The following is a 14,405-nucleotide window of genomic DNA, read 5'->3' as shown; positions in this document are numbered from 1 at the left end:
GAATGGCGGCCTTTTTGCGTGGGCGGCCCTTGCGGCGCCCGGCCCGGCGCACCAGCCCGTTCGAGCCTCAGTGCACGCTGCCCATCAGCGCCCGGACCCTGCCCCGGGAGGTGTAGACGCCGACGCCGACGACGGCCGCGACCGTGGCCTCCAGCGCCACGATGCCGGTGGTGTTGAGGTTGACGCCCGCCAGCGAGAGCAGGCCCGTGACGCAGTCGCCCGCGGTGACGGCGAGGAACCACACCCCCAGCATCTGCGACGCGTACTTGGCCGGCGCCATCTTCGTGGTCACCGACAGGCCGACCGGCGACAGGCACAGCTCGCCGACCGTCTGGAGCAGGTAGATCCCCACCAGCCAGAGCGGGCCGACCTTGCCGCCGTCCGCCGCCGACAGCGGCAGCATGAACAGGAAGAACGACAGCCCCACCAGCGCCAGGCCGGCGGCGAACTTCGTCACCGTGCTGGGCTCCTTCGCCCGGCGCGCCAGGTACAGCCAGACCCAGGCGAGCACCGGCGCCAGCGCCATGATCATGACCGGGTTCACCGACTGGAACCAGGACGCCGGGAAGGACCAGCCGAAGACGGACGTGTCCGTCTTGTCGGCGGCGAAGATGGCCAGCGTGGAGCCGCCCTGGTCGTAGATCATCCAGAACAGCGCCGCCGCCGCGAAGAACCAGATGTACCCGGTCATCCGCGACTGCTCGCCGGCCGTCAGCTCCTTGTCCCGCTTGATGCGGACGAGCACCGCGATCGGGATCAGCAGGCCCGCCAGCGTGATCGGCACCAGCGCCCAGTTCATGGTGAAGGCCCCGGCGAGGACCACGGCGCCGTAGAAGACCACGGCCGCGGCCGCCCACAGCCCCGCCTTGCGCAGCACCGCGTCGCGCTCCTCGCGCGAGAGCGGCTTGGGGACCAGGGCGGAGCGCGCGTCCAGGTGGCGGGTGCCGAACAGGAACTGCGTCAGGCCGAGGCCCATGCCCACTGCCGCCAGCGCGAAGCCCAGATGCCAGCTCACCTGCTGGCCGACCGTGCCGATCACCAGCGGCGCGGCGAAGGCGCCCAGGTTGATGCCCATGTAGAAGACGGTGAAGCCGCCGTCGCGGCGCGGGTCGTCCGGGCCGTCGTAGAGGTGGCCGACCATCGTGGAGATGTTGGCCTTCAGCAGCCCCGAACCGATGGCGACGAGCGCGAGCCCGGCGAAGAACGTCGCCTGGCCCGGCAGGGCCAGGGTGAGGTGGCCGAGCATGATGATCGAGGCCGAGATGGCGACGGTCTTGCGCGGGCCCCAGACCCGGTCGCCGAACCAGCCGCCGGGCATCGCCAGCAGGTAGACCATCGCCAGGTATATGGAGTAGATCGCCGTCGCCGTGGCGGCGGTCATCGCGAGACCGCCGCCCTGCGAGCCGTGGGCGGCGGCCGCGCCGCCCGAGACGAGGTACAGCGGGAGCAGGGCCCGCATGCCGTAGAAGCTGAAACGCTCCCACATCTCGGTCATGAACAGGGTGGCCAGGCCGCGGGGGTGGCCGAAGAAGGTCTTCTCCGGGCCCGGGATCCCCGACGAGTCCTTCGTCAGGCTGGACGCCATGGGTCGGTCCTTGTGGGTCGGGACGCGCCGCTCGGGAAGGTACCCGCTCCTTGCGGATGGTGCGGTGCGCCGGTGGGGGGCGCGGCCGGAACCGGTGGCGCACGTCGTCCCCGCCCGCGATCCGACGGGCATCCGCCCCGGTCACGGGTGGGATACCGCGTCCCGGCCGGGGTACCCGACCGGACCGCGAGCGAGTGACGTACGACACCGGGATCCACACTCCGGGCGCTTCCTCGCGCACGGAGCCCGGCCACGGGTGACTGCCGGGGGACGGACCGGCGGGACCGCCCCCTCTCACCGGCACATAAAGAAGTGACCTTTGGGAACAAGCCGCTCATGGCTCCCAAAGGCCCTGAAGTAGTACGTGTACCGATGAGTACCGCCGAATACTGCTTACAGGCGTTCTTCCACCATACGGCACATGAGTGTCGCATATGGAAAGACCTGAGACAGGAATCACAGGCGCCGTATCGCCTGGAAGCGCGTTTCAAAGGTGTTCACCACCATTGCATCCGCAAGCCGCAGGCGCACCACGCGCGCCCCGTCCGGCGAGGTCGGGCGCCCCGTGGCCACCGTCGATCGCGCCACGGGCGCTCAGCCGCGCGGTCTACCATCACCCCATGACCCGTGTACTGCTCGCCGAGGACGACGCGTCCATTTCGGAGCCCCTGGCCCGTGCCCTGCGCCGGGAGGGGTACGAGGTCGAGGTACGGGAGGACGGGCCCACCGCGCTGGACGCCGGCATGCAGGGGCAGGTCGACCTGGTCGTCCTGGATCTGGGCCTGCCCGGCATGGACGGCCTGGAGGTGGCCCGCAGGCTGCGCGCCGAAGGGCACGCGGTGCCCATCCTGATCCTCACCGCCCGTGCGGACGAGGTCGACACCGTGGTCGGGCTCGACGCGGGCGCCGACGACTACGTCACCAAGCCGTTCCGGCTGGCCGAGCTCCTCGCACGGGTCCGGGCCCTGCTGCGCCGCGGCGCCGCCGAGCCCCAGCAGCCGCCCGCGACCCACGGCGTGCGGATCGACGTCGAGTCGCACCGCGCCTGGATGGGCGAGGAGGAACTGCAACTCACCGCGAAGGAGTTCGACCTGCTCCGCGTGCTCGTGCGCGACGCCGGCCGGGTCGTCACCCGCGACCAGCTCATGCGCGAAGTCTGGGACACCACCTGGTGGTCGTCCACCAAGACCCTCGATATGCACATCTCCTGGCTCCGCAAGAAGCTCGGCGACGACGCCGCCAACCCCCGCTACATCGCCACCGTCCGCGGGGTCGGCTTCCGCTTCGAGAAGAGTTAGGGTCTTTCGCTTGGATCAGGCTGGGTCAGGGAGCGGGGTCCGGTGCGTGCAGCTGCAAGGCGGAGGAGGGAGTCGACGCGATGGGGGTCCCTCCCGGGCGAGCGAAGCCGAGCGTGGGGGAGTCGGCGACCGACGACAACGCCGCAGATGTGCGTGCCGGACCCCGCGAGCCCAGCCTGATCCAAACGAAAGACCCTAGGCAGACCCGCCCGGAGGTGCCTGCGCCGTGCGCCGCCGTCTGATCAACTCCACGCTCGCCGTGGTGCTCGTCGTGATCGCCGTCTTCGGCGTCTCACTGGTGATCGTCGAAACCCGGACGATCAGCAACAGCGCCCATGAGCGCGTCGACTCCGAGGCGGTGCGCCTGGTCAGCATCGTCAACAGCCGGCTGCTCACCGACCGCCAGATCACCGGCGACATCCTCAAGGACCAGGTCGCCGAGCGCTATGCCGTGATCGAGATCCCCGGCCGGGACCCCATAGAGATCGGCAGCCGCCCCGTCGGCGACGTGATCAGGTCGGACGCCCAGGGCGACCGTGGCGAGACCGTCACCGTCGAGGAGCCGGAGTCCACGGTCACCGAGGAGGTCGGCAGGACGCTGCTGATCATCGGCGCGGTGGCCGCGCTGGCGGTCGCCGCGGCCGTGCTGCTGGCGGTCCGCCAGGCCAACCGCCTCACCTCCCCCCTCACCGACCTCGCCGAGACCGCCGAGCGCCTCGGCTCCGGCGACCCGAGGCCCCGGCACAAGCGGTACGCGGTGCCCGAGCTGGACCGCGTCGCCGACGTCCTGGACGGCTCCGCCGAGCGCATCGCCCGGATGCTCACCGCCGAGCGCCGGCTCGCCGCGGACGCCTCCCACCAGCTCCGCACCCCGCTCACCGCGCTCTCCATGCGCCTGGAGGAGATCACGCTCACCGACGACCTCGACACGGTCAAGGAGGAGGCGACGGTCGCGCTCACCCAGGTGGAGCGGCTCACGGACGTGGTGGAGCGGCTGCTCACCAACTCCCGGGACCCGCGTGCCGGGAACGCCGTCGAGTTCGACCTCGACGAGGTGATCAAGCAGCAGATAGAGGAGTGGCGCCCGGCCTACCGCAGCGCGGGGCGCGCCATCATCAACTCCGGCAAGCAGCACCTGCGGGCCGTGGGCACGCCCGGCGCGGTCGCCCAGGTGCTGGCCGCGCTGATCGAGAACTCGCTGATGCACGGCGGCGGCACGGTCGCGCTGCGCACCCGCGTCACCGGCAACCAGGCTGTGATCGAAGTCACGGACCAGGGTCCCGGGGTGCCCACGGACCTCGGCGCCCGGATCTTCGAGCGGACGATCAGCGGCCGCAACTCCACCGGCATCGGCCTCGCCGTCGCCCGCGATCTCGCCGAGGCGGACGGTGGGCGGCTGGAGATGCTCCAGGTCAGGCCGCCGGTTTTCGGACTGTTCCTGTCCCGGACACCACCGCTGCCGAGGCCTGCCGGGGGCGCGCCGGAACAGACGGTTCGGTAACGGGGTCGTAAGGGTTGCCCCTTCAGGGGCGCGGGGAACTGCGCGCTCAGCCACGACGTTGACCGTCGGGTCGTCACCGTCCCGAGGGGGCTGGATCTGTCGTTTCCGGACCACCGGTGGGTGGGTGGTTGCTCGCGCAGTTCCCCGCGCCCCTATCGGGGCACCGTTGCTGACGGCAGCCGTCAAGCGTGGCCGTCCTGTTCCACGCCGACCCCCACCGGCGTCGGCGCCGGACCCGTCTCGTTGCGGACCGTCCGGAAGACCCACGTCCGGTACGACCAGAAGCGGAACAGCGTCGCGAGGCCGATGCCGAGGAACTTGAAGACGTTGCTCTGGAGCGGGCTGTCCCAGCCGAACCAGTACGTGGCCGCGTACAGCAACCCGTTCTCGATCACCAGGCCCACCGCGCTGAACAGCAGGAAGAGCGTCAGCTCCTTCGTGCGGCCGCTCTTGTCGCGGTCCCGGTAGGCGAAGTAGCGGAAGCCCACGTAGTTGAACGCGATGGCGACCACCGTCGCGATGACGCTGGCGCGCACCACCTGGAGGTCCGTCGCGCTGCGTACGAGGTTGAACACGAGGAGGTTGACGAGCAGGCCTGCGCCGCCCACGGCCCCGAACCTGGCGAGCTCCCGCACCAGCCCCTCCACGCGCCCCCACAGCGTGCCGGCCACCGATGCCCGCGGATGCTCCGTGCCGTCGTCCTGGTCCATGGTGTCGTCCAGCCCCCCAGCTCTGTTGTCGTCCTCCAGCCGCACCATGCTAACCAGCCCCCTGGGGCCTCTTCCGGTGGCGGATACCCTGGCACTGTGACATTTCCGGTAGTCGGCATGGTCGGCGGTGGCCAGCTCGCTCGTATGACGCACGAGGCGGGCATCCCCCTGGGCATCAGGTTCAAGCTCCTCAGTGACACCCCGCAGGACTCCGCGGCGCAGGTGGTCGGTGACGTCGTCGTCGGCGACTACCGCGACCTGGCGACGCTGCGCGCCTTCGCGCAGGGCTGCGACGTGATCACGTTCGACCACGAGCACGTGCCCACGGAGCACCTGCGCGCCCTGGAGGCCGACGGCGTCCAGGTGCGCCCCGGGCCCGACGCGCTGGTGCACGCGCAGGACAAGGGCCTGATGCGGGCCCGGCTCGACGCGCTCGGGGTGCCCAGCCCGTGGCACCGGATCGTGCGGGACCCGGCGGACGTGGCGGTGTTTCGCGGCCGAGCTGGACGCGGCCCAGGACGGCCCGGACGACGGCGGGGCGGGCGGCTTCCCGGTCGTGCTGAAGACCGTGCGCGGCGGGTACGACGGCAAGGGCGTCTGGGTGATCCGGTCCGCGGACGACCCCGCGGTGGGCGAGCCGTTCAAGGCCGGGGTGTCCGTCCTGGCCGAGGAGAAGGTCGACTTCGCGCGGGAACTGGCGGCCAACGTGGTGCGCTCGCCGCACGGCCAGGCCGTCGCCTACCCGGTCGTCGAGTCCCAGCAGGTGAACGGCGTCTGCGACACGGTCATCGCGCCGGCCCCCGGCATCTCCGAGGACCTCGCGCTGCGCGCCGAGCAACTGGCGCTCACCATCGCGAAGGAGCTGGGCGTGGTCGGCCACCTCGCCGTGGAGCTCTTCGAGACCCGCGACGGCCGCGTCCTCGTCAACGAGCTGGCGATGCGCCCGCACAACTCCGGCCACTGGACCCAGGACGGCGCGATCACCTCGCAGTTCGCCAACCACGTCCGGGCCGTCCTCGACCTGCCGCTCGGCGACCCCCGGCCGCGTGCGACCTGGACCGTGATGTGCAACGTCCTCGGCGGCGACTACCCCGACATGTACGGGGCGTACCTGCACTGCATGGCCCGGGACCCCAAGCTCAAGATCCACATGTATGGCAAGGACGTCAAGCCCGGCCGCAAGGTGGGGCACGTCAACACCTACGGCGACGACCTGGACGACGTGCTGGAACGCGCCCGTCACGCTGCCGGCTACCTCAGAGGAACGATCACGGAATGACCCACTCCCCTGATCAGGAGGCCCAGGCGGCCCAGGAGTCCGAGGACGCGCCGGGCGCCGCCCGATCCGTGGGCGCCGCGGGTTCCGCCGGTTCCGCGGGTTCTTCTGACGGCCCCGCCGTCGGCATCGTCATGGGCTCGGACTCCGACTGGCCCGTCATGGAGGCGGCGGCGCAGGCACTCGACGAGTTCGAGATCCCCTACGAGGTCGACGTGGTCTCGGCGCACCGCATGCCCCAGGAGATGATCGCGTACGGGGAGCGGGCCGCCGGGCGCGGGCTCAGGACCATCATCGCGGGAGCGGGCGGTGCGGCACATCTGCCGGGCATGCTCGCGGCGGTCACCCCGCTGCCCGTGATCGGCGTCCCGGTGCCGTTGAAGCACCTGGACGGGCTCGACTCCCTGCTGTCCATCGTGCAGATGCCGGCCGGGGTGCCGGTCGCGACGGTCTCCGTCGGCGGCGCCCGCAACGCCGGCCTGCTGGCCGCCCGGATCCTCGCGGCGCACGACGAGGACCTGCTCGCCCGGATGCAGGATTTCCAGCGCGAGCTGAACGAGCAGGCCACCGAGAAGGGCAGGCGGCTGCGCGCCAAGACGGCGAGCGGCGGCGCGGGCTTCGGCTTCAGCTCAGGGAAGTGAGGAACGGGGATGACGACCGCATCCACCACGTCCGGTGCGTCCGGCACGTCCGAGGCGTCCGGCGTATCCGAAGCGTCCGGCGCGTCCGGATCGCGCGAGGCGTCCACCGAGTCCGCGGAGGCGCTGGCCGAGGCGCGTGAGCTGCTGGGGGAGTACCCCGTCGTCGACGGGCACAACGACCTCCCGCACGCGCTGCGCGAGCAGGTCCGCTACGACCTCGACCGGCGTGACATCGCCGCCGACCAGAGCGCGTACCTGCACACGGACCTGGCCCGGCTGCGGGCCGGCGGGGTCGGCGCGCAGTACTGGTCGGTGTACGTCCGCGGCGACCTGGCCGGGGACGCGGCCGTCAGCGCCACTCTGGAGCAGATCGACGTCGTCGAGCAGCTCATCGCCCGCTACCCGGAGGCCCTGGCCCCGGCGCGCACCGCCGCCGACATGGAGCGGGCGCGCGCCGAGGGGCGCATCGCGTCCCTGATGGGCGCGGAGGGCGGCCACTCCATCAACAGCTCGCTGGGCACGCTGCGCGCCCTGCACCGGCTCGGGGTGCGCTACATGACGCTCACCCACAACTTCAACGTCCCCTGGGCGGACTCCGCGACGGACGAGCCGGGCGTCGGGGGCCTGTCGGCGTTCGGCCGCGAGGTGGTGCGGGAGATGAACCGCATCGGCATGCTGGTCGACCTCTCGCACGTCGCCGCCGGCACCATGCGCGACGCGCTGGACGCCGCCGAGGCGCCGGTCATCTTCTCGCACTCCTCGTCGCGCGCCGTCTGCGACCACCCGCGCAACATCCCGGACGACGTCCTGGAGCGGCTGCCCGCGAACGGAGGCGTGGCCATGGCCACGTTCGTCCCCAAGTTCGTGCTGCCGGCGGCGGTCGCCTGGACCCGTGCGGCGGACGAGAACATGATCGCCCACGGCCTGCACCACCTCGACACCACGCCCGAGGCGATGAAGGTGCACCGGGCATTCGAGGAGCGCCACCCGCGCCCGGTCGCGACGGTGGCCACGGTGGCGGACCACCTGGACCACATGCGCGAGGTGGCCGGCGTCGACCACATCGGCATCGGCGGCGACTACGACGGCACGGCCTTCACGCCGAGCGGCCTCGACGATGTCTCCGGCTACCCCCGCCTCATCGCGGAACTCCGTCTCCGCGGCTGGTCCCGCACGGACCTCTCCAAGCTGACCTGGCGGAACGCGGTACGGGTACTGGGCGCGGCGGAGTCCGTGGCACGCGACGTGGGGGCACGCCGGGGGCCGTCCAACGCGACGATCGCGGAGCTCGACGGCTAGGTCGTGTCCGGCGGATCTTCGTGGCAGCCTGCGGCGTCTGGTGCCGTGCATCGCAAGGCGGAGGATCGTCCTCGTACTGGGCGTACCCGGATGACTCCGACAACGGGGCGAGGTGCGGTGCTGGGGGCACTCCCCCACTGCCCTGAACGGGCGTGGGAGGTACCCCCACCCACGCCCGTTCAGGCAGTGGGGGAGTCGCGGGCCCACGAAGATCCGCCGGACACGACCTAGCGCCCCCGCGGGCAGGGGCGTGGCAACCGCGCGCTCAGCCGCGACGCCCGACGGGCCGGGGCCCGACGCGATCCCCCCGTCGACGGCTCGCACGTGTGAGCCGTCAACGGCTCGGTCGGCCGTCTCCGGCATGCCCGCACCGCGCGTCTCGGCCGGCTTCCCATGCTGGAACGACATGCATCGCCGCTCCCGGTAAGTGCCGCTCGCAGAACCTGATTCGAAGATCGTTTCGTCTCCCTGGGCATGAGAGGAATTGCGGACCTCGACGAGGCAGGGCTCGTGCGCCGCGTCGCCGGCGGTGACCGGGTGGCGTTCGACGAGTTGTACCGGCGTACCTCGCCCTGGCTGGCGGTGCGGCTCCGCCGCCGCTGCGGTGACGACGACGTCGTCGCCGACGTGCTCCAGGACACCTACCTGGCGGTCTGGCGGGCAGCCGGCAGCTACGCCGGCTCCGTGACCGAGGGCAGTGCGGTCGGCTGGCTCTGGACGATCGCCGCGAACCGTCTCGTCGACGCGTTCCGCCGGCGCGCCCGGCAGGAGCGGGTGCCGAGCGTCGCCCTGGTCGAGACGACCGCGCCGGCCGCCGAGGACGAGGTGATGGCGAGCCGCGTCGACCAGGGCCTCGAACAGGCGCTGCTGCGGCTGCCACCGGAGTTGCGGCAGGTGTTGCAGGCGATGGTGCTCGACGACCTGTCGGTCCGGCAGACGGCGGTGCTGCTCAGCATGCCGGAGGGCACGGTGAAGACCCGCGCGCGGCGGGCCCGGATCGCGCTGCGGGAGGCGCTCTCATGACCCATCCCACCACCATGATCCTGGCCCGCTACGCGGACGGCGGGCGCGGGCTCGACGACGCCGCGCTCTGGTCGATCGAGGCGCATCTCGACGCGTGCGCGCAATGCCGCGGGCAACTCGCCGAAAACCTCACCCCCGCCACGACGGAGCTGCTCGACCGTGTCGCCGTCTCGCTCGACCAGGCGATGCACACGAGCCCGCCTCCGGCCCGGCGACGTGCACGAGCAGCGGCCGTGCACCGGCGCTGGCTTGCCTGGACGCTGCTGCCCTGGCTCGCGGTGACCGTCGCGGTGCTGGGCTGCGGCGTGCTTCTCAACGCCGCCGAGCCGAGCCTGCCGTCACTCGTGCTGCTGCTGGCGCCGGTGGCTCCGCTGCCCGGCGTCGCGGTGGCCTGGAGCCGGCGGATCGACCCGGCCTGGGAACTGATCGCCGCCACGCCCGCGGCCGGCCTGGCCATGGTGTTGCGGCGGGCGCTCGCGGTGCTCGTCGTCGTGCTTCCGGCACTGCTGGTGGCGGGTGTGGGCACCGGAACCTCGCTGGCCCTGATTCTGCTGCCGTGCCTGGCGTTCACCGCGGCCACCCTCGCGCTCGGTGCCTTCGTCGGGGTACGGCGCGCGGCGATCGGACTCGGAGCGGCCTGGTCCACGGCCGTCCTGCTGCCGAGCGTGGCGGCCGAATCCCTCTCCCCGCTCCTCCAGCCGGGCAGCAATGCCGCCTGGGCGGTGACGACCGTGGCCCTCGCCGCGGCCACCCCGCTCGCCGCCACTCGCTTCCGCCGCCTGACCAGCGGCAACTGACCCCCCGTACACAGGAGACACCACTTGCGACCGACGAGTGCCGCCGAAACGGCCCCCACCCTTCACCCCTGGCCCATCCACGCGAGAGAACTGCGCGTCCGAGCCGGCCGGCACCTGGCCGTCGACGGCCTCGACCTGGCTCTGAAGGCCGGCGTGCACGGTCTGCTCGGCCCGAACGGTGCCGGCAAGACCACGCTGATGCGCGCGCTGGCCACCGTCGTCAAGCCCGCCGGCGGCTCCTTGACGCTGCTCGGCGTGCGGGTCGACGGCCGCGCCGACCTGCGCGGGGTGCGACGCGGACTGGGGTATCTGCCGCAGCAGTTCGGCTTCTACCCGCGGTTCACCGTCCGCGAGTTCGTCGAGTACATGGCCTGGCTCAAGGAAATGCCGAAAGCCGCGATACCCGACGCCGTACAACGTGCGATCGATCGGGTGGGCCTCACCGGCAAGGCCGATACCAGGATGAAGGCGCTGTCCGGCGGCATGGTGCGCCGGGCCGGCATCGCCCAGGCCATCGTGAACGACCCCGAGCTGCTGCTGCTCGACGAGCCCACCGTCGGACTGGACCCCGAACAGCGTCTCGACTTCCGCGACCTGCTGCGCGGCCTCGGCGCCGACAGCTGTGTGCTGGTCTCCACCCACCTCGTCGAGGACGTCGCCGCCGCCTGTACCGACGTCATCCTCATGAACGAGGGCCGACTCCTCTTCCAGAGCACCCTCGACGACCTGATGGCCCGCGGCGGCCAGGGCGACGCGGGCGACAGCCCGGCGGAGCGCGGTTACTCCGCGCTCCTGCGCCGGCACAGGAGCAACGCATGACCCGCATCCTCGGCATCGAGTTCCGGCGGTCGGCCGCTCCCGGTGCCGCACTCCTGATCGCCGTCGCCGGCACGATCGTGCTCCAGGCCACCGCGGGGCGATGGTCCACCGGGTGGATGGCGCTGGTCATGACGGAGCGCGAATACCTCGCGGTCCTCTCGCCGCTTGCGATGGCCGCCGGTGCCTGGCAGTCCTATCGCGAGCACCGGGCGAACGTCGCCGAGCTGTTCGCCAGCGTGCCCCGCCCGCGACCCCGGCGCATCGTGCCGATCCTGGTCACGACCGGGCTGGCGGTTCTCGTGGCCTACCTGGTCACGCTCCTCGCGGCGGCACCGCGGATCGCCGACACGGCGCGCTACCTGCCGCCGGCCGCCTTCGCCGTCGTGTCCGTCGGACTGGTCGCGATGGTCGCCTCCAGCTGGCTCGGGCTGGCCGTCGGACGCCTGGTGCCGGCGCTCGCCACGGCACCCGCGCTTGCCGTGATCGGCTTCGTGCTGCTGATGCTCGCGCCGCACGCCCTACCGGACGGAGGACTCGTGGCGGCGTTCTCCCCGAGCATGGGGATGAGCATGTTCAGCGACTACGACACCGTCGGCGGCGGAGTCAGCGCCGCCCAGGCACTCTGGATGGCCGCGGTCGCGGTGGCCGGCGTCGTGCTTTTCGCTGCGCGGAACCGTAAGTTCGCGTACACCGCGCTGGTGCCGCTGGCCATCGGGGCGACAGCCACGGCCCTGGTCGTGCCGACCGGCGACGCCTACGACCGAGGGTCGCTCGACCCGGTCGCCCAGGAGCTGGTGTGCACCGCGAGTGCCCCGCGCGTCTGCGTCAGCAGGGCGCACGAGGGTGTGCTGCCCGAGGTGACCTCCAAGGCCCGGCACGCGGTGGAACTCCTGTCGGAGGAATCGGTCGTCGAGGCACACGAGGACACCACGACGCTCTTTCCTCCCACCTCTCCGAGGCCGAGGGCCGACACCGCGCTGATGAACATCACGATCGACAGGGACGGCCACCTCGCCCACCCGGGCCGGCTCGAAGCGACGATGCTCACCGGAGTGTTCACCGGACCTCCCGGCTGCGGAGACACCCGGAACGTCCAGGTCGCCACCGCCGCGGCCTACTGGCTCCTCGACCGGGAGCCGACCGCCGGTCCCGACGGCCTCGAATTCGACGACCCGGCGGCCGTCAAGCTCTGGAAGGGGCTGAAGGCACTGCCGCCGGCCGAGGCCCGCGCCCGGGTGGCCGCCGTCCACCAGGGCGCCCGGACGTGCCAGGACACCACCGGCCTCCTGACCCGGAGCGCCCGATGAGAGGGCTGGCGCTCTACGCTCGCTCGCGCCGGGCGCCGACCGCGCTCGGCGCGGCGGTCGCGGCAACAGCCATCGCGTGGCTGCTGGCGATGGTCTTCAGCGACACGGGTGAGGTGAGCAGCACCGTGCTCGCCCTGACGGTGCTGCTCCTTGTCGTCGTCGTCACCGCCACGCTCGGCGGCCCCGACGACGCTCTGGATCGCACGGCGGCGAGGCCGTGGGGGTGGCTGCGGGCTGCCCACCTGGCCTCGGCACTGGGGTGCATGCTCGCGCTCCTGCCGGCCACGCTGCTCACCGGTACGCGTTTCGGGCCGTTCGGATGTGTCGTCCGAGACACGGCCGGCCTGCTGGGTCTGACCGCCCTGGGGGCGGTCACGATCGGGACGGCTCGGGCGTGGTTCCTGCCTCTCGGGTGGACGCTCGGCGCGGCGGCGTTCCCGGGCGCGGGCACCGCGGGTGAGGCGCTGACCTGGCAGACACAGGCGCCCGACAGCCGGCCCGCGGTCGCGGTCGCGGCAGTGCTCGCCGTCGCCGGAACCGCTGCCTACGTGGGTCGAGGCCCACGCCCCCGAACGTCGTCGGAGAACGTCTGACCGGGCGGACCCCCGAACATCGTCGGAGAACGTCTGACCGGGCGGACCCTGACGACCTCGGCTGGTCCCGGGGGCGGCCGGTGGCGTTACCGGAGCCCCCTGTGTCGCGTGTGCGGTCCCCCCCCACGGGGCTCACCGCGCCCCGGCACACCGGGGCACCCCGGGTCAGGGGCCGTCAGGCCGTAGGCCGCCCCATCGCCCGGTACGTCCACCCCGCCGCCCGCCACAGCTCCGCGTCCAACGCGTTGCGGCCGTCCAGGACGAGCCGCCGGGCCACCACCGGAGCCAGCGCGGCCGGATCCAGCTCGCGGAACTCGCGCCACTCCGTCAGGTGCAGCACCACATCCGCACCCCGCATCGCATCCAGCGCCGTGTCGGCGTAGCCGAGCGTCGGGAAGACCCGCTTGGCGTTGGGCATGCCCTTCGGGTCGTAGACGGTGACCTGGCCGCCCTGGAGGTGGATCTGGCCGGCGACGTTCAGCGCCGGCGAGTCCCGCACGTCGTCGGAGTCCGGCTTGAACGCGGCGCCGAGCACCGCGACCCGCCTGCCCAGGAAGGAGCCGCCGACCCCCTCGCGTGCCATCGCGACCATCTGGCCGCGGGCCCGCATGTTGATGGAGTCGATCTCGCGGAGGAACGTCAGCGCCTGGTCGGCGCCGAGCTCCCCGGCGCGGGCCATGAACGCGCGGATGTCCTTGGGCAGGCACCCGCCGCCGAAGCCGATCCCGGCCCGCAGGTACTTCTTGCCGATCCGGTCGTCGTGTCCTATCGCCTCGGCGAGCTTGGCGACGTCGCCGCCGGCCGCCTCGCAGACCTCCGCCATGGCGTTGATGAAGGAGATCTTCGTGGCCAGGAAGGAGTTCGCCGAGGTCTTCACGAGCTCGGCGGTGGGGAAGTCCGTGACGACGAACGGGGAGCCCTCGGCCACGGGGGCCGCGTAGACCTCCCGCAGGATCCGCTCGGCGTGCTCGCTGGCCACGCCGACCACGATGCGGTCCGGGTGCAGGGTGTCCTCGACGGCGAACCCCTCGCGCAGGAACTCCGGGTTCCAGGCCAGCTCGACGGCCTCGCCCGCCGGCGCCAGTTCGGCGATCCGGGCCGCGAGACGGGCCGCGCTGCCGACCGGCACCGTGGACTTCCCGACGACCAGCGCGGGCTTGTGCAGATGCTTGCTGAGCGAGTCCACCGCCGCGTTCACATAGCTCATGTCGCAGGCGTACTCGCCGTGCTTCTGCGGGGTGTTCACGCACAGGAAGTGCACGTCGCCGAAGTCCGCGACCTCGGCGAAGTCCGTGGTGAAGCGCAGCCGCCCGCTGGAGCCCTCGATCCCGGCGACGTGCGCCCGCAGCAGCTCTTCGAGGCCCGGCTCGTACATCGGGACCTCGCCGCGCGACAGCATCTCGATCTTCTCGGGCACGACGTCGAGCCCCAGCACCTCGAAGCCCAACTCGGCCATGGCCGCCGCGTGGGTGGCCCCGAGGTAACCCGTACCGATGACGGTGATCTTGAGAGGCATGCGTGCTCCAGGACTTCTGCGAGGTCGGCCGGTGTACGTC

12 protein-coding genes and 1 pseudogene are annotated in these 14,405 nt (G+C 72.1%); 10 read left to right on the top strand and 3 right to left on the bottom strand.

Features of this window, described 5'->3' with window-relative positions; translation table 11 throughout:
• Positions 1-67 precede the first annotated feature (67 nt).
• Complete coding sequence (locus Sm713_RS25045; RefSeq protein ID WP_212912350.1) at positions 68-1,585, bottom strand: peptide MFS transporter; 1,518 nt, start codon at positions 1,583-1,585, stop codon at positions 68-70.
• Between the two features lie 620 nt (positions 1,586-2,205).
• On the opposite strand from Sm713_RS25045, the gene Sm713_RS25040 reads away from it, so the two are divergent.
• A complete protein-coding gene (locus Sm713_RS25040; protein ID WP_212912349.1) occupies positions 2,206-2,883 on the top strand; it encodes a response regulator transcription factor in 678 nt (225 codons plus the stop codon).
• A 226-nt stretch (positions 2,884-3,109) separates the two neighbouring features.
• On the top strand, positions 3,110-4,384 hold the full coding sequence (locus Sm713_RS25035) for an ATP-binding protein (protein WP_212912348.1): 1,275 nt from the start codon (positions 3,110-3,112) through the stop codon (positions 4,382-4,384).
• A gap of 182 nt (positions 4,385-4,566) precedes the next feature.
• Here Sm713_RS25035 and Sm713_RS25030 read toward each other — a convergent pair whose 3' ends face one another.
• Complete coding sequence (locus tag Sm713_RS25030; RefSeq protein WP_374196122.1) at positions 4,567-5,094, bottom strand: GtrA family protein; 528 nt, start codon at positions 5,092-5,094, stop codon at positions 4,567-4,569.
• Positions 5,095-5,190: 96 nt separating this feature from the next.
• Between Sm713_RS25030 and Sm713_RS41495 the strand changes: the two are divergent.
• The 8 genes and pseudogenes from Sm713_RS41495 (at position 5,191) to Sm713_RS24990 (ending at position 12,849) form a co-directional block, all read left to right on the top strand.
• Positions 5,191-6,373, top strand: a pseudogene (locus tag Sm713_RS41495) (5-(carboxyamino)imidazole ribonucleotide synthase).
• Positions 6,374-6,504: 131 nt separating this feature from the next.
• A complete protein-coding gene (gene purE / locus Sm713_RS25020; protein ID WP_212914813.1) occupies positions 6,505-7,011 on the top strand; it encodes a 5-(carboxyamino)imidazole ribonucleotide mutase in 507 nt (168 codons plus the stop codon).
• A gap of 9 nt (positions 7,012-7,020) precedes the next feature.
• Positions 7,021-8,310 carry a dipeptidase gene (locus Sm713_RS25015; protein ID WP_212912347.1) on the top strand — a complete coding sequence of 430 codons (1,290 nt, stop codon included), beginning with the start codon at positions 7,021-7,023 and terminating at the stop codon, positions 8,308-8,310.
• A 474-nt stretch (positions 8,311-8,784) separates the two neighbouring features.
• Positions 8,785-9,333: an RNA polymerase sigma factor gene (locus Sm713_RS25010; RefSeq protein WP_212912346.1), complete on the top strand. Its 549-nt coding sequence runs from the start codon at positions 8,785-8,787 to the stop codon at positions 9,331-9,333.
• Positions 9,330-10,130, top strand: a complete 801-nt coding sequence (locus Sm713_RS25005; protein ID WP_212912345.1) for a zf-HC2 domain-containing protein — start codon at positions 9,330-9,332, stop codon at positions 10,128-10,130. The genes Sm713_RS25010 and Sm713_RS25005 overlap by 4 nt, the downstream gene beginning before the upstream one ends.
• A gap of 24 nt (positions 10,131-10,154) precedes the next feature.
• A complete protein-coding gene (locus tag Sm713_RS25000) occupies positions 10,155-10,949 on the top strand; it encodes an ABC transporter ATP-binding protein (RefSeq protein WP_212912344.1) in 795 nt (264 codons plus the stop codon).
• Entirely contained in the window at positions 10,946-12,256 is a 1,311-nt protein-coding gene (locus Sm713_RS24995) for a hypothetical protein (RefSeq protein ID WP_212912343.1), read from the top strand. The genes Sm713_RS25000 and Sm713_RS24995 overlap by 4 nt, the downstream gene beginning before the upstream one ends.
• Positions 12,253-12,849, top strand: a complete 597-nt coding sequence (locus tag Sm713_RS24990; protein ID WP_212912342.1) for a hypothetical protein — start codon at positions 12,253-12,255, stop codon at positions 12,847-12,849. The genes Sm713_RS24995 and Sm713_RS24990 overlap by 4 nt, the downstream gene beginning before the upstream one ends.
• Before the next feature lie 175 nt (positions 12,850-13,024).
• Here Sm713_RS24990 and Sm713_RS24985 read toward each other — a convergent pair whose 3' ends face one another.
• Positions 13,025-14,365 (bottom strand): UDP-glucose/GDP-mannose dehydrogenase family protein, encoded by a 1,341-nt coding sequence (locus Sm713_RS24985; RefSeq protein WP_212912341.1) that lies wholly within the window; start codon positions 14,363-14,365, stop codon positions 13,025-13,027.
• Positions 14,366-14,405: the final 40 nt, after the last annotated feature.

The organism is Streptomyces sp. TS71-3, from assembly GCF_018327685.1.
Lineage (GTDB): Bacteria > Actinomycetota > Actinomycetes > Streptomycetales > Streptomycetaceae > Streptomyces.
This window is presented reverse-complemented; position numbering and strand designations above follow the sequence as displayed.